This is a genomic window from Saccharothrix variisporea (assembly GCF_003634995.1).
In the GTDB taxonomy this organism is placed as follows: Bacteria; Actinomycetota; Actinomycetes; order Mycobacteriales; family Pseudonocardiaceae; genus Actinosynnema; species Actinosynnema variisporeum.
In genome coordinates this window covers 6,731,948-6,747,085 of the sequence record NZ_RBXR01000001.1, presented here as the reverse complement: position 1 = coordinate 6,747,085, position 15,138 = coordinate 6,731,948, and the positions used below count along the sequence as shown (strand labels likewise).

Annotated in this window: 12 protein-coding genes; 4 read left to right on the top strand and 8 right to left on the bottom strand. The window is 70.8% G+C overall.

Annotated features, from left to right (window positions below):
• Positions 1-145: 145 nt before the first annotated feature.
• The 3 genes from DFJ66_RS30710 to serA all read right to left on the bottom strand — a co-directional run bounded on the left by DFJ66_RS30710 (position 146) and on the right by serA (position 5,786).
• Entirely contained in the window at positions 146-3,460 is a 3,315-nt protein-coding gene (locus tag DFJ66_RS30710) for a S8 family peptidase (protein WP_121226302.1), read from the bottom strand.
• Between the two features lie 259 nt (positions 3,461-3,719).
• Positions 3,720-4,112, bottom strand: coding sequence for a hypothetical protein (locus DFJ66_RS30705; RefSeq protein WP_121226300.1), 393 nt, complete (start codon positions 4,110-4,112; stop codon positions 3,720-3,722).
• An 84-nt stretch (positions 4,113-4,196) separates the two neighbouring features.
• Positions 4,197-5,786: a phosphoglycerate dehydrogenase gene (serA, locus tag DFJ66_RS30700; protein WP_121231971.1), complete on the bottom strand. Its 1,590-nt coding sequence runs from the start codon at positions 5,784-5,786 to the stop codon at positions 4,197-4,199.
• A 230-nt stretch (positions 5,787-6,016) separates the two neighbouring features.
• Between serA and DFJ66_RS30695 the strand changes: the two genes are divergently transcribed.
• Entirely contained in the window at positions 6,017-6,874 is an 858-nt protein-coding gene (locus DFJ66_RS30695) for a hypothetical protein (protein ID WP_121226298.1), read from the top strand.
• Between the two features lie 117 nt (positions 6,875-6,991).
• Here DFJ66_RS30695 and DFJ66_RS30690 read toward each other — a convergent pair whose 3' ends face one another.
• The 5 genes from DFJ66_RS30690 to DFJ66_RS30670 form a co-directional block, all read right to left on the bottom strand.
• Positions 6,992-7,801, bottom strand: coding sequence for an alpha/beta fold hydrolase (locus tag DFJ66_RS30690; protein WP_246029964.1), 810 nt, complete (start codon positions 7,799-7,801; stop codon positions 6,992-6,994).
• A 120-nt stretch (positions 7,802-7,921) separates the two neighbouring features.
• A complete protein-coding gene (locus DFJ66_RS30685; protein ID WP_121226294.1) occupies positions 7,922-8,191 on the bottom strand; it encodes a DUF397 domain-containing protein in 270 nt (89 codons plus the stop codon).
• Between the two features lie 71 nt (positions 8,192-8,262).
• Positions 8,263-9,276: a ketol-acid reductoisomerase gene (gene ilvC, locus DFJ66_RS30680; RefSeq protein ID WP_121226292.1), complete on the bottom strand. Its 1,014-nt coding sequence runs from the start codon at positions 9,274-9,276 to the stop codon at positions 8,263-8,265.
• A 32-nt stretch (positions 9,277-9,308) separates the two neighbouring features.
• Entirely contained in the window at positions 9,309-9,815 is a 507-nt protein-coding gene (gene ilvN / locus DFJ66_RS30675) for an acetolactate synthase small subunit (RefSeq protein ID WP_121226290.1), read from the bottom strand.
• Between the two features lie 2 nt (positions 9,816-9,817).
• Complete coding sequence (locus tag DFJ66_RS30670) at positions 9,818-11,656, bottom strand: acetolactate synthase large subunit (protein ID WP_121226288.1); 1,839 nt, start codon at positions 11,654-11,656, stop codon at positions 9,818-9,820.
• A 295-nt stretch (positions 11,657-11,951) separates the two neighbouring features.
• On the opposite strand from DFJ66_RS30670, the gene DFJ66_RS30665 reads away from it, so the two are divergent.
• From DFJ66_RS30665 to ilvD, 3 genes are all read left to right on the top strand, one after another.
• Entirely contained in the window at positions 11,952-12,347 is a 396-nt protein-coding gene (locus DFJ66_RS30665) for a PH domain-containing protein (protein WP_170199749.1), read from the top strand.
• Positions 12,344-12,784, top strand: coding sequence for a vitamin K epoxide reductase family protein (locus DFJ66_RS30660; RefSeq protein ID WP_121226284.1), 441 nt, complete (start codon positions 12,344-12,346; stop codon positions 12,782-12,784). Before DFJ66_RS30665 ends, DFJ66_RS30660 begins: the two co-directional genes overlap by 4 nt.
• An 88-nt stretch (positions 12,785-12,872) precedes the next feature.
• On the top strand, positions 12,873-14,717 hold the full coding sequence (gene ilvD, locus DFJ66_RS30655) for a dihydroxy-acid dehydratase (protein WP_121226282.1): 1,845 nt from the start codon (positions 12,873-12,875) through the stop codon (positions 14,715-14,717).
• Positions 14,718-15,138 lie beyond the last annotated feature (421 nt).

The following is a 15,138-nucleotide window of genomic DNA, read 5'->3' as shown; positions in this document are numbered from 1 at the left end:
CCCTTCTGTGGCCGTTTCTCCCGTACTGCGGGACACCCGAACGGTTCAGCGCCCCCGATCGGCCGTCACCCGATGGTCTTAAACGGCTCTGGCCGGTCGGGAGCAGTCCCGACCGGCCAGAGTGGGCTAAACCCGCGTTCCTACCTCACTCCGCCCGGGTCGACGTCCGGACCCGCGTCTTCACCACGTCCACCTTGTCACCGGTGGTGTTGTGGTGGTGCAGGACGAGCAGGCTGTCGGAGCGGTCGGCCGCCAGGGCCTCGGCGTCGCGGTTGACCACGAGCGCCGTGCCCGGCCGCGCCCGGTAGGACAGGGCGGGGTCGCCGCCGCCCTGCACCCACAGGCCCGGCTTGAGCGGGTCGAACGAGGCCGGCGTGCCGATCGAGTCGACCAGGCCGTTCGTCGTGCCCGGCGCGAGGTAGAAGCCCGCCACGCCGGTCGTGTACGAGATGCGGGACGTGTCGGCGTTCACGTCGATGTCCAGCGCCGACAGCAGCACCGGCAGGACCACGACGTTGGTGTCGAACACGTTGGTGTCCACGTCGCCGAACTGGCCGTTCACGCCCTGGATGTCGACGGTCTGGCCGGTGGCGAGGTTCACCGTGACCGCGACCAGCAGGTCGGTGTCGGTCAGCTTGTTGGCGTAGACCTCGTAGTCCGGCGTGCCGTCACCCGTGGTGTCGATGTCGACGAACGGGATGGTGTTGTTGCCCAGGTTGTACCAGTTGCCCCAGGTGGCGATGCCGAACGCGAGCAGCGCGTTCTCCGGGGTGCCCTGCTGCTTGGCCAGCGGCGCGGTGGACGTGACGCCCACGTACCGCAGGTCGCCGCCCTTGGCGGTGTCGTTGAGCGTGCAGTTCGTCGTCACCGACCGGCGGCACTCGGGCAGCTTCGGCGAGGTCTGCTGCAGCTCCAGCACGCTCACCAGCGACTGGTACGCGCCCTGGTTGACGCCCCGACCGGTCAGGTTCAGCACCGCCTGCGGCCCGCGGAACGTGAGGCGGTCGGCGACGTTGATGTCGGCGGCCGGCTTCGGCGCCGAGTACACCGGCACCCGCAGCGGGACCGTGCTGCCGCTCTTCGGCGTGAACACGACCCGGCCGGACGCGTCGGCCAGGAACTGGCGCGGCACGTCGAGGTGGGTGGCCTCGACCGTCGGGTCCACCGTCTTGCGCAGGTCGCCCGGCTTGTCGATCTTCAGGGTGACCTGGACGCGGGCGATGCCGCGCGGGCTGAGCTTGACGCTCTTCTGCGACAGCTCGTACCGCACGCCCGGAATCGTGGTCAGCGCCTGGTAGTCGACGGTGTAGTCGACCCACTTGGTGGACTTGTTGACCACCTTGATGGTCTTGGTCAGCGACACCGGCCCGGTCACCTCGACCGTGCCGAACGACGCGGACACCGCGCCCGGGTCGTCCTGGACGTAGGCGAGGACCTGGTTCTCCACGGCCGCCTTGCCGTCGATGCGGCCGGCGCCGACGCGGTTGGGCGCGTAGACCTTGCCGTCCGCCTTCACGTCCGCGGACGCGCTGTTCATGACGTCGGCCTTGACCTCTTCCGGGGTCCAGTCCGGGTGCGCCTGGCGCACCAGCGCCGCGATGCCCGTGGTGTGCGGGGCGGCCATCGAGGTGCCGCTCATCACCAGGGTCTTGTTGCCGGAGCCGACCAGCGCCGAGGCGATGGTGTCGCCGGGGGCCGCCACGTCGGGCTTGACGACCGGGCCGCGCACGCCGCGCGAGGTGAACGAGCTGAGCGTGTCGGTGATCGACTGGTCGTAGGTCGGCAGCACGGTGCGCAGGTCGCCCGCGAGGCGGACGGTCAGCGTGCCGGCCTCGACCGCCGGGCGCAGGGCGTTGGTGGCCGTGGCGGTGAACTGCAGCACCGGGATGGCGGCGTTGCCCGCGATGCCCGCGCCGAAGTGCTCCAGGGTGGAGGAGAACACCGCGCCGATCGCGCCGGCCGCGGTGACGTTGTTCGACCGGCCCGCCGAGCCGCAGCGGCGGCTGGCGTCGTTGTCGTCCCACTCCAGCCACGCGATCTTGCCCGCGACGGCGGCCTTGTCGGCGGCCGACAGCGGGAGGCAGCCGTCCTTGTTGGCCGGGTCGCTCAGCGGCACGACCGCGCCGGTGACCGACTTGCCCTCGTAGTTGAAGTTCTGGCTGTACTGACCGGCCTGGCGGCCCGGCGTCGGCGCGATGACCTCGGCCGCGTCGCGCAGCACGAAGGCGTCCCGCGTGCTGGCCACGGTCAGCGCCTCGGGGGTGCTGCCCGGCGAGCCGCCGATGTCGTAGAGGTCGCCGCCGTTGCCCGCGGAGAACACGGTCACCACGCCGGAGGCGTTGAGCTTGCGGACGAACAGGCTGTCCGGGTCGTCCGGGGCGCCGTAGTCCGAGCCCAGCGACAGGTTGACCACGTCGAGGTGGTCGGAGAAGTCGCCGTCGCCGTCCGGGTCGAGCGCCCAGTCCAGCGCCTGCGCGGTGACGTTGGTGGAGCCCTCGCAGCCGAACACCTTCAGCGCGTACAGCAGGGCCTTCGGCGCGGTGCCGGGGCCGATGCGCATCGCGTTCAGCGACTCGGTGGTGAGCTTGGTGTAGTCGCCCTTGAACGTGGTGCCATCGGCGTTGACGCCGAAGCCCGCCGCCGTGCCGGCCACGTGCGTGCCGTGGCTGTTGCAGTCGATCGGGTTCGGGTCCGGCTTGGGCGTGTTGACCGCCGGGTCGGTGCTGGCGCCGTCGTAGCCGTTGCCCACGAAGTCGTAGCCGCCGACGACCTTGGCGGTCGGGAAGTAGCTCGGGTCCACCTTGGTCTCGTCGATGGCCTGGAAAGCCTCGATCGTGCCGGGACCCGCGAAGTCGGCGTGGGTGTAGTCGATGCCCGTGTCGATGATGCCGACGCGGACGTCGTCGCCGAGCTTGCCGTACTGCTGCCACTCCTTGAGCGTGTTGGTCAGCTGCACGGCGCTGGAGTTCTGCCGCGACTTCGGCACCACCGTGCGCACCGACTTCACGTCCGCGCGCTGCGCCAGCTCGCGCACCTTGTCGGCGTCGGCGGTGACGACCACGCCCGGCACGCCGTTCGAGGTGCGGTACAGCTCCTTGGTGCCGGAGTCCTTGGCCTTCAGGTCACCGACGACCTCGTCGGTCTTGCGACCGGTGTCGTCCTTGGTGGCCTTGGCGGCGTCCTTGGCCTGCTGCTTGGACGCGCCCTGGCTGGTCTTCTCCGCGTAGGTGTCGACGGCGGGCTTGGCCTCCAGCTCGACGAACGCGGTGACCCTGCCCTGCGCGGCCGACAGCCGCTTGCCCACCTTCAACTGCAACTTGCCGGCGTCCAGCCCGTGCGCGGGTGCGACGGACTCGGCCGCCTGATCTGCCGCGGCCAGCCCCGAACCGGTGGAAGCCGCGAGGAGGATCGCGGCCAGCACCGGCGCGGCGGATCTGGCGACAACGCGAGATCGGCTCACAACGTGCCCCAATGAGGTCGGATACGACCCGGCAGGCGGCCCGGCCACATCCGTGTTCCCGGGGGCAGCCGCCCGCGTGGTGCCGTGCCCTCTACGGCACCGGGTCAACCTCGTGGGGGGAACCTAATCGCTCTAGAGAGCCGGGCGATTACTCCGGACGAGTGACGACAACCACAGATTTGACGTTCAACGGTGAACTGTGACACGTGCGGTACCTGCGGCGATATAACCAGAACGGGCGCGCGGTGACCAGGGGGTGTCAGGGTGCGAACGAGCGCCCGACCCACTCCTGGCCCGTCGGTGAGGCCGCGAACGTCGTTCCCCCCACGGTCATCACCCACGGTTCGAGGTCGTGCGCCGAGAACAGTTCGAGGGCGGTCCCGTCGGACATCAAGAACCGCGGGTCCGCGGGGAAGAAGCTCGACTGGGCCTCGCAACCCACGATGTCCAGCCCCCGCACGCGTTCCACCGCGGCACGAGCGCCCACCGACTCCCAGCCGACCACCAGACCCGCCCCGACCAGCCGCCACGCACAGGTGACGCCGAGGCTCCACCCAGGACCCCACACCGTGAGCACCTCGTCGCCCCAGGACACCTGGTCCACCGTGAGAGGGAGGGCAGCGTGCAGCAGGCGAGCAAAGGGCTCAGCCATGTCGGAGCACTCCTGTCGCGTGAAGGGGCCGCCGAACGGGAAGGGCCGGGGTCCGCGACGGACCCCGGCCCTCCTCACGTCACATCACTCGAAGTCGACCGCGCGCACCGTGCGCGCACCCACCGCGGCGCCGATCGGGTCCAGGACCGCCGTGTCCACCGGGCGGTCGACGCGCAGGAGCATGAAGGCGTCCGCGCCGTCCTTGGTCTGGCTGATCTGGGCCGCCTCTACGTTCACGCCCGCCTCTCCCAGCAGGGTGCCGACGGTGCCCATCACGCCCGGCCGGTCCGGGTACTCCAGCAGCAGCACGTTGCCCTCGGCGCGCAGGTCGAAGCTGCGGCCGTTGATGCCGACCAGCTTCTCCACCTGGTCCAAGCCGGTCAGCGTGCCGGACACCGTGGTGGTCGAGCCGTCGGCGTGCACCGCGCGCACGGTCACCAGGCTGCGGTGGTTGGCGCTCTCCGGCTCCTTCACCAGGTCCACCGTCACGCCCAGCGACGCGGCGAGGCTCGGCGCGTTGACGAAGGTGACCTGCTCCTCGACCACGCTGGAGAACACGCCGCGCAGCGCGGCCAGCGGCAGCACGGTGACGTCCTCGCTGGACAGCTCGCCGCGCACCTCGATGGTGACGCTGGTCGGGGCCTTGGCGCTCAGCGCCGACACGACCGTGCCCAGCTTCTGCACCAGCGGCAGGTACGGGCGGACCTCCTCGCCGACCACGCCGCCGCCCTGCACGTTCACCGCGTCCGGCACGAACTCGCCCTGCAGCGCCAGCAGCACCGACTTGGCCACGTCCGTGCCCGCCCGGTCCTGCGCCTCCGTGGTGGACGCGCCCAGGTGCGGGGTGACCACGACGTTCTCCAGGCCGAACAGCGGCGACTCGGTGGTCGGCTCGGTGCTGAACACGTCGATGCCCGCGCCGCCGACCTGGCCGTCGCGCACCGCGTCGGCCAGCGCCTGCTCGTCGACCAGCCCGCCGCGCGCGGCGTTGACGATGATCACGCCCCGCTTGGCCTTGGCGAGCTGCTCGGCGCCGATGAGGCCCTTGGTCTCCGGCGTCTTGGGCAGGTGGATGGAGATGAAGTCCGAGCGCTCCAGCAGCTCTTCCAACGAGACCAGCTCGATGCCCAGCTGCGCGGCGCGCTGCGCGCTCACGTACGGGTCGTAGGCGATGAGCGTGGTGCCGAACGCGGCCAGGCGCGCGGCGAACAGCTGGCCGATCTTGCCCAGCCCGACCACGCCGACGGTCTTGCCGTGGACCTCGACGCCGTTGAACTTGCTGCGCTTCCACTCGTGGTTCTGGAGGGTGCCGTGCGCGGCCGGGATCTGCCGGGCGGTGGCCAGCAGCAGGGCCACGGCGTGCTCGGCGGCGCTGACGATGTTGGACGTCGGCGCGTTCACCACCATGACGCCGCGCTCGGTGGCCACCGGCACCTCGACGTTGTCCAAGCCCACGCCCGCGCGGGCGACGACCTTGAGCTTCGTGGTCGCCTCGAACACCTCGCGGTCCACCTTGGTGGCGGAGCGGACCAGGAGCGCGTCGGCGTCGGCCACGGCGGCCAGCAGCGCCGGACGGTCGGTGCCGTCGACGTGGCGCACTTCGAGACCGTCGCCGAACACGTCGAGCACGGACGGGGCGAGCTTCTCGGCGATCAGGACAACGGGCTTGGTCACGGACGTGCTCCCGGTGGTGTGCAAGGCGGGTGGGGAGCGCGGGGCCGTATCCAGCGAGCCGAGACCCGCGCCGGCCGGCCACGGCAATGTGTCCGGGTTGTTAACGAGCATAGTCAGCGCGGGTCGGGTTCCGTGAACCCGGGTGCCCTGTCTCACCTGCTGGTTTCCGGTACGAGCGTTCTGCTTGGACCCGGTGTATTGATCACCGGGGCAACGGCGTCGTAGATGACATGACCGAGAACCCGTTCCGCCTCACCGACGACGAGCGCCGCCAGGGCTACGCGCTGCTGGCCGACTTCACCGCGTCCCTGTTGCTGGGTCCGCTCGGGCCGTTCGCCGTCCTGGCCGGCCGGTACCTGTACGACCGGAGGGACGCGATCTTCGACCGGTTGGGCGGTCGCCCGGCGCGGGCCTTCGACGCCACCGGCCGGCCGCACGGCCTGTCGACCTTGTCGACCGGGGCGCTGAGCACGCTGGCCGTCCGACCGGTGCTGACCGACGCGGCCCGGGGGCTGGGGCTGCGCGAGGGCGACCCGGTCAGCCTGGTCCTGACCGGGCAGCGGTTCACCTCCGCGCGCAGCGGGTTGGTGGTGCCGGCGCGGATCGGGCAGCGGGTGGAGGTGTCGGTACCGGAGGACACGTACTCGCTGGGTGCCTTCGCCGGGCGGGCCGGCGAGCTCTTCACGCGGGCGCACCCGTTCCGGGTCGCGGGCGGGCAGGCGGTGACGGCGAGCGGGCGCAGCGGGATGGTGCTGAACCTGGACGCGAGCCCCGCGCTGCGGCCGGGCGGCACGACACCGCGCAACCCGGCAGCGGCCCGCTGGTGGACCGCCGGCCCGACCGGTTTGCTCTCGCCACGACCCACTCCGCCGGGCGGTCTGGTCTCGCCGCGGCCGACTCCGCCGGGCGGCCTGCGCTTCCCGCGGGAGTCGACTGGCGGTCCGGTCGTGCCGCGGCCGGCCTCCGGCCCCCGCTTCGATCGTCCCACGGGGGTACGACAGTCGGCGACGGCGTGCTGGTGGTGCGGCGCGGCCGACAACCGCTGCGACTGCCTGATCGGCGCGGTCCGCCGCTTCTGGAACGGCTGAACCGGGGCACGTCGGCGGCGGGGTGTCGGAAAATGGGGCCGTACTGTCCGACGTCTCGTCGAGCGACCGGACCGTCGTCCAGTCCGGTGGTGCCCCGCTCGACGTCACGTGTCCGGTCTAGGCATCGGGGGTCATGGGCGGGGTGCCGACGACACGTTGCCGCGAAGTCCAGTCCAGCAGCAGTTCGCTGGTCGTCTCGGGTGCTTCGAGCATCGGGATGTGCCCGACCCCGGGCAGCGACTCGATCCGCGCGTTCGGCACCACCTCGTACTGGTGCGCCGACGACGGGTCCCAGCGGGGGTCGGCGGCACCGAAGACCACCAGCACCGGGACGCCGAGGGCGGCGAGACGGTCGGGCACGCTGCGCTCCGCGATGTACGCGGTGTTGCGGCGCAACGACATCCTGAAGGCCCGGTAGGAGGTCCGCTTGAGATCGGCGACCGCCTCGTCGGTGATGTCCACCGAGCGAGCGGTCGTCGCCCCGATCCCCCTGCGGATCATCGCGTCCGAACGCCTCGACCAGACCAGTGGACCGAAAGGCGGCCCCATCAGCACACGGAAGATCAACGGCTGGGGACGCAGCGCGTCCGGGCGCGGGCCGCTGCTGATCAGCGCGACCGACCGCACCAGGTCGGGACGCTGCTCGGCGAGTGAGGTGGCCGTGTAGCCGCCGCTGGAATGCCCGACGACGGCGACGCCGCTCAGGCCGAGGTCGTCGAGCACCGCCGCCACCCGGCTTGCCTGCACCGGCACGTCGTAGGACGACGCGGGCGGGGACTGGCCGCAACCCGGGAGGTCGACCCGGACGACGTGGTGGTGGTCGGCGAGCGCCGGGACCACCGGGCTCCAGGTGACACCCGAGGCCCCCGATCCGTGGATGAGCAACAGCGGCGGCGCCTGCCGCGGGCCGTCGTGCACCACGTGCATCCCGTGCGAATGTTCAACACCGTTCTCGCGCATGCGAGAGATACTGCGCGCGCCGCTGACGTCCGGTCTTGGACAAATGTCCTCGCGGGAACGATCACCCGCGATGTCCGGACGCCCGGATCACCAGGGTTCGTCGAACTCGCCGTCCTTCACGCCGAGGATGAACGCCTCCCACTCCGCCGGCGTGAACACCAGGACCGGGCCCTCGGGGTGGGCGGAGTTGCGCATCGCCGTGTACGTCACGCCGTCGGTGTGTTCGACGAACGCGATCTCCACGTGTTCGTCCTCGTCCTCCGCGCCCTCGTCGCTGCGGAGCCAGGTCGCGCCCGACAGGTCCAGGTTGCCCCGCACGTGGGCCTTGTCGTCGTAGATCGGCGCGCTGTCGCTCATGCGGCCTAGGTATACCGGAGCCCGCGGTGCCTGAGAACACCGCGGGCTCCGTCTGGGAGAAGGGCTTGGGGTCAGGCCGTTTCGGTGATCGGGCGGTCGACCCAGGACATCAGGCCGCGCAGCTTCTTGCCGACCTCCTCGATCGGGTGCTGCTCGCCCTCCTGCTGCAACTTCTTGTAGTTGCCGCGGCCGGCGTCGTCCTCGTTCACCCACTCGGTGGCGAAGGTGCCGTCCTGGATCTCGCCCAGGATCTTGCGCATCTCCTCCTTCACCGACGGCGTGATGACGCGCGGGCCGCGGGTGAGGTCGCCGTACTCGGCGGTGTCCGAGATGGAGTAGCGCATGCGCGCGATGCCGCCCTCGTACATGAGGTCGACGATCAGCTTGAGCTCGTGGAGGCACTCGAAGTAGGCGACCTCGGGGGCGTAGCCCGCCTCGGTCAGCACCTCGAAGCCCGCCTGCACCAGCGCCGAGGCGCCGCCGCAGAGCACCGCCTGCTCGCCGAACAGGTCGGTCTCGGTCTCCTCCTTGAACGTGGTCTTGATGACGCCCGCGCGGGTGCCGCCGATGGCCTTGGCGTAGGACAGGGCCAGCGCCTGCGCGTTGCCGGAGGCGTCCTGCTCGACCGCGATCAGCGCGGGCACGCCCTTGCCGTCCACGAACTGGCGGCGCACCAGGTGGCCGGGGCCCTTCGGGGCGACCATGGCCACGTCCACGTTGGACGGGGCCTCGATCAGGCCGTAGCGGATGTTGAAGCCGTGCCCGAAGAACAGCGCGTCGCCGTCCTTGAGGTTGGGCGCGATGTCCTGGGCGTAGATGTGCCGCTGCGCGGTGTCCGGCGCCAGGACCATGATCACGTCGGCCTCGGCCGCCGCGTCGGCGTTGGACAGGACCCGCAGGCCCTCCTCCTCCGCCTTGGCCGCGGACTTCGAGCCCTCGCGGAGACCGATCCGCACGTCGACACCGGAGTCGCGCAGGCTCAGCGCGTGGGCGTGACCCTGGCTGCCGTAGCCGATGACCGCGACCTTGCGCCCCTGGATGATGCTCAGGTCGGCATCGTCGTCGTAGAAGATCTCGACGCTCACTGGTGGTACTTCCCTTCGTGGGTCAACGAAATTCAGCGCACCGCGGTCGCGGTGATGGAACGGGCGCCACGGCCGATGGCGACCATGCCGGACTGGACGATCTCACGGAGCCCGTACGGCTCCAGCATCCGCAGCAACGCGTCGAGCTTCTCGGACGTGCCGGTGGCCTCGACCGTCACCGCTTCGGGTGACACGTCGACGACCTTCGCGCGGAACAGCTGCACCGTCTCCAGGACCTGGCTGCGGACGGTGGCGTCGGCGCGCACCTTCACGAGCAGGAGCTGGCGCTGGACCGACGCGGTCGGCTCCAGCTCCACGATCTTGATGACGTTGATGAGCTTGTTGAGCTGCTTGGTGACCTGTTCCAGGGGCAGCTCGTCCACGGAGACCACGATGGTCATCCGGGAGATCTCGGGGTGTTCGGTGCGCCCCACGGCGAGCGACTCGATGTTGAAGCCGCGGCGGGAGAACAGCCCCGCCACCCGCGCGAGGACACCGGGCTTGTCCTCGACCAGAACGCTCAGGGTGTGCCTAGTCATCGTCACTCGTCCTCGTCGAACAGGGGGCGGATGCCGCGCGCGGCCATGATCTCGCTGTTGCCGGTGCCCGCCGCGACCATCGGCCACACCTGCGCGTCCTTGCCCACGACGAAGTCGATGACCACGGGACGGTCGTTGATCTCCATCGCCTGCTGGATGACCTTGTCCACCTCGTCCTTGGACTCGGCGCGCAGCCCGGCGCAGCCCAGCGCCTCGGCCAGCAGCACGAAGTCGGGGATGCGGTGCTTGTGCGTGCCCAGGTCGGTGTTGGAGTAGCGCTCGCCGTAGAACAGGGTCTGCCACTGGCGGACCATGCCCAGGTTGCCGTTGTTGATGACGGCGACCTTGATCGGGATGCCCTCGATGGCGCAGGTGGCCAGCTCCTGGTTGGTCATCTGGAAGCAGCCGTCGCCGTCGATCGCCCACACCTGGACGTCCGGGACGCCCGCCTTCGCTCCCATCGCCGCGGGCACCGCGTAGCCCATGGTGCCCAGGCCGCCGGAGTTGATCCACGTGCGCGGCGACTCGTACTTGATGAACTGGGCCGCCCACATCTGGTGCTGGCCGACGCCCGCGGTGAACAGGGTGTCCGCCGGGGTCAGCGCGCCGATCCGCTCGATCACGTACTGCGGGGACAGCGTGCCGTCCTCCGGCCAGTCGTAGCCCAGCGGGAACGTGCCGCGCAGCGCGTCCAGCTGCTCCCACCACGGCGCGAGGTCGACGGTCCGCTTCGAGTTCTCCTTCTCGGTGCGGACGGCGTCGATCAGCTCGGCGATGATCTCCTTGCAGTCGCCCACGATCGGGACGTCCGCGCGGCGGTTCTTGGAGATCTCGGCCGGGTCGATGTCGGCGTGCACGATCTGCGCGTCGGGCGCGAACGTGGACAGCTGGCCGGTGACCCGGTCGTCGAACCGGGCGCCCAGGGCGACCAGCAGGTCCGACTTCTGCATCGCGGCGACGGCGGCGACCGTGCCGTGCATGCCGGGCATGCCCAGGTGCTGCGGGTGCGAGTCGGGGAACGCGCCGCGCGCCATCAGCGTGGTGACGACCGGGATCCCGGTCTCCTCGGCCAGGCGCAGCAGCTCGGCCGACGCCTCGGCCTTGATGACGCCGCCGCCCACGTACAGCACCGGGCGCTTGGCCGCGGCGATGAGCTTGGCGGCCTCGCGGACCTGCTTGCCGTGCGGCCGGGTGGTCGGCCGGTAGCCGGGCAGGCGCAGCTCCGGCGGCCAGGAGAACGACGTCATCTCCTGGAGCACGTCCTTGGGGATGTCCACCAGGACCGGGCCGGGGCGGCCGGTGGAGGCCAGGTGGAAGGCCTCGGCGATGGCGCGCGGGATGTCGGCCGGGTCGGTGACCAGGAAGTTGTGCTTGGTGATCGGCATGGTGATGCCGCAGATGTCGGCTTCCTGGAACGCGTCGGTGCCGATCAGCGGACGGGTCTGCTGGCCGGTGATGGCGACCACCGGGACGGAGTCCATGTTGGCGTCGGCCAGCGGCGTGACCAGGTTCGTCGCGCCCGGACCGGAGGTGGCCATGCAGACGCCGACCTTGCCGGTGGCCTGGGCGTAGCCGGTCGCGGCGTGGCCCGCGCCCTGCTCGTGGCGCACCAGGACGTGGCGCACCTTGGTGGAGTCGAGCAGCGGGTCGTAGGCAGGGAGGATCGTGCCGCCGGGGATGCCGAACACCACCTCGCAGCCGACCGCCTCGAGCGAGCGGACGAGGGACTGGGCGCCGGTCACGCGGACGGGGGCGCCGCTCGGCGGGGCCGGTTTCGGCCGCGGTCCAGGGCGGGGCGACGGCGACTCACCGGGAGCCGGTCGCGAGGTTGCGCTGGTCATCTTCTCTGCCTCGTGGTGTGGAGAATGCACGGTCCGGGCACGAAAAAACCCTCGCCAACCCGATCTGGACGGGTCGTACGAGGGTCGCGCGTCGACGCAGCCTTGCTACTGCCTAGGCGTCGACGCGCCTGGGAAGTACGAGAACGAGGTTGCGCTGCATGCCGGTGACGTTAACCGTGAACCGCAAGGGGCGTCAACTGTGCGGGACGGCACTCCCGGATGGTGGGCGCCTGTCCGTGCGTGAACCAGGGGTGCCGGTCACCCGTCCGGTGGCACGGTGGCAGCATCTCGTGATGTGGACAAGCTCGTGTTCCGGATCCCCTCGCCCGCGCTCCTGGCGTCCCTCACGATCGCCATCTGCGTGACCCCGGTCGCCTGGACGGTGCCCGGCCTCCAGGCCCTCTACCTGGTGCCGGTCGGGTACGCGGTGTGGGTGGTGCGCAACCGGACCACGGTGGACTCGTCCCAGCTCGTGGCCCGCAGCACGTTCGGCAAGCGGGTGGTGGCGTGGGACGACGTGAAGGCCATCAAGGTCGTGCCGAAGGGGTGGCTGAGCGCGGTGCTGAAGGACGACTCGCAGGTCCGGCTGCCCGCCGTGCGGGCCATGCACCTGTCGGCCCTCGCGTCGGTCAGCGGCGGCCGGGTACCTGACCCGGAGGCGACACCCGGCTCCGTAGAGTCACCGGAGTGACTTCCACCACGCAGACCCGCTGGGTGCCCGGGGTCAGCCTGGCGCTGGCACTGGCCGGGCTCGCCGTCTCCGCCTACCTGACCGTCACCCACTTCGCCGCCGGCGCGCTGCTGTGCGCCGAGGGCGAGGTCGTGGACTGCGGCACGGTCACCACCAGTGAGCAGTCCGAGCTGCTGGGCGTGCCGGTGGCCGTCCTGGGCTTGGCGTTCTTCGCCTTCGTGACCGTGCTGTGCCTGCCCTTCGCCTGGCGGGACCGGCGGCTGCACTGGGTGCGGCTGGGGTCGGTGGCCGTGGGCGTGCTGTTCGTGGTCTACCTGGTCGCCGCCGAGTTCCTGCTGATCGGGAAGATCTGCCTGTGGTGCACCGCCGTGCACGTGATCACACTCGCGCTGGCCGGCGTGCTGGTCAACGACGCGTTGCGGCGGAGTAGCCTCTGAGGCACCGCTCCCCGTCACGCCCGGTGCCCACCCCCCGCACTGGATCGCTTCGGACACCCCCTCGGGTTTTTCTCTTCTTGGAGGAGCCTTGCCACCGCTCCGTTCCCGCACCACGACCCACGGCCGCAACGCCGCGGGCGCTCGCGCGCTGTGGCGCGCGACCGGCATGACCGACTCCGACTTCGGCAAGCCGATCGTGGCCATCGCCAACTCGTACACGCAGTTCGTGCCGGGTCACGTGCACCTCCGCGACCTCGGCGACATCGTGGCGGAGGCGGTGCGCGAGGCGGGCGGCGTGCCGCGCGAGTTCCACACCATCGCGGTGGACGACGGCATCGCCATGGGGCACAGCGGGATGCTGTACTCGCTGCCCTCGCGCGAGATCATCGCCGACTCGGTCGAGTACATGGTCAACGCGCACCAGGCCGACGCGATCGTGTGCATCTCCAACTGCGACAAGATCACCCCGGGCATGCTCAACGCCGCCATGCGGCTCAACATCCCGGTCGTGTTCGTCTCCGGCGGCCCGATGGAGGCCGGCAAGGCGGTCGTGGTGGACGGCGTGGCCGTCGCGCCGACCGACCTGATCACGGCGATCTCGGCGTCGGCGTCCCCGCAGGTGGACGACGAGGGCCTGGCGGTGGTCGAGCGCTCGGCGTGCCCGACGTGCGGGTCGTGCTCGGGCATGTTCACCGCGAACTCCATGAACTGCCTCACCGAGGCGCTGGGCCTGGCCCTGCCCGGCAACGGCTCGACGCTGGCCACGCACGCGGCCCGCCGCGAGCTGTTCGCGCAGGCCGGCCGCACGGTCGTGGAGCTGTGCAAGCGGTACTACGGCGAGGACGACGAGTCGGTGCTGCCGCGCTCGATCGCGTCCCGGGCGGCGTTCGAGAACGCGATGGCGCTGGACATGGCGATGGGCGGTTCGACCAACACGGTCCTGCACATCCTGGCCGCGGCGCGGGAGGGTGAGATCGACTTCACCCTGGCCGACATCGACGCGCTGAGCCGGCGGGTGCCGTGCCTGTCGAAGGTGTCGCCGAACTCGGACTACCACATGGAGGACGTCCACCGGGCGGGTGGCATCCCGGCCCTGCTGGGTGAACTGTGGCGCGCGGGGTTGCTGAACGAGGACGTGTGGACGGTGCACAGCCCGGACCTGGCGTCCTGGCTGACGGCCTGGGACATCCGCTCGGAGTCCCCGTCCCCGGAGGCCGTGGAGCTGTTCCACGCGGCACCGGGCGGCGTGCGGACCACGCAGGCGTTCTCCACCAGCAACCGCTGGTCGAAGCTGGACACGGACGCGGCCGGCGGCTGCATCCGGGACGTCGAGCACGCCTACACCAAGGACGGCGGCCTGGCCGTGCTGCACGGCAACCTGGCCGAGCGCGGCGCGGTGATCAAGGCGGCCGGCATCGACGAGGAGCTGTGGCACTTCGAGGGGCCGGCACGGGTCGTGGAGTCCCAGGAGCAGGCCGTGTCGGTGATCCTGAACAAGGAGATCCAGCCCGGTGACGTGCTCGTCGTGCGCTACGAGGGTCCGGCCGGCGGTCCGGGGATGCAGGAGATGCTGCACCCGACCGCGTTCCTCAAGGGCGCGGGCCTGGGCAAGAAGTGCGCGCTGATCACCGACGGCCGCTTCTCCGGCGGCACGTCCGGCCTGTCCATCGGCCACGTCTCGCCGGAGGCGGCGGGCGGCGGCGTGATCGGCCTGGTCGAGGACGGCGACTGGATCGTCATCGACGTGCACGAACGGCGGCTGGAACTGCTGGTCTCCGACGAGGTGCTGGCGGAGCGGCGAGCCAAGATGGAAGCCTCGGAACGCCCGTGGCAGCCGGTCGACCGGGAGCGCCCGGTGACCTCGGCCCTGCGCGCCTACGCCCGGATGGCAACGGACGCATCCATGGGCGCAGTCCGCGACGTCAACCGCTGACCAGCACGCGCACCACCAAGCCCCCCAGCCCACTACACCCCCAACTAAACCGGCCGCGCCGCTTTTGGCGCTCAGGCGCCTTGGCGCCGAAGGCGCTAGCCGAGCTGCAAAGCACACGGGAAGGGCCTCGTTTCCTTTCCCCGTCCGGCCTGGGCGCAGCCCAACCACGCTTCGTCGGGGTTGTCCTGAAAAAGTTTTGCGAGGAACGAGCAAAAGTTTTTTGGACAACCCCGGCGAAGCGTGGTTGCCTCCGGCAGGCCGGACGGGGAAAGGAAACGACGCCCTTCCTCCCCGGGGGCCTGCCGCGCGGCGAGCGCCGCTTTTGATCTTTGAACTCGACCCTCCCCCTCCAGCCGCACGCGCGTTGCGCTCTCAAGCGCGAAGCGCGTCCGAGCTTGAGGAGCGCGAAGCGCGTTCGAGC

Excerpts from the sequence above, each read along its gene's own strand:
- DFJ66_RS30705 (WP_121226300.1), bottom strand. The coding sequence starts at position 4,112 with ATGGCTGAGCCCTTTGCTCGCCTGCTGCACGCTGCCCTCCCTCTCACG.
- DFJ66_RS30695 (WP_121226298.1), top strand. The coding sequence starts at position 6,017 with ATGACCGAGAACCCGTTCCGCCTCACCGACGACGAGCGCCGCCAGGGC.
- DFJ66_RS30690 (WP_246029964.1), bottom strand. The coding sequence starts at position 7,801 with ATGCACGTGGTGCACGACGGCCCGCGGCAGGCGCCGCCGCTGTTGCTC.
- DFJ66_RS30685 (WP_121226294.1), bottom strand. The coding sequence starts at position 8,191 with ATGAGCGACAGCGCGCCGATCTACGACGACAAGGCCCACGTGCGGGGC.
- ilvN (WP_121226290.1), bottom strand. The coding sequence starts at position 9,815 with ATGACTAGGCACACCCTGAGCGTTCTGGTCGAGGACAAGCCCGGTGTC.
- DFJ66_RS30670 (WP_121226288.1), bottom strand. The coding sequence starts at position 11,656 with ATGACCAGCGCAACCTCGCGACCGGCTCCCGGTGAGTCGCCGTCGCCC.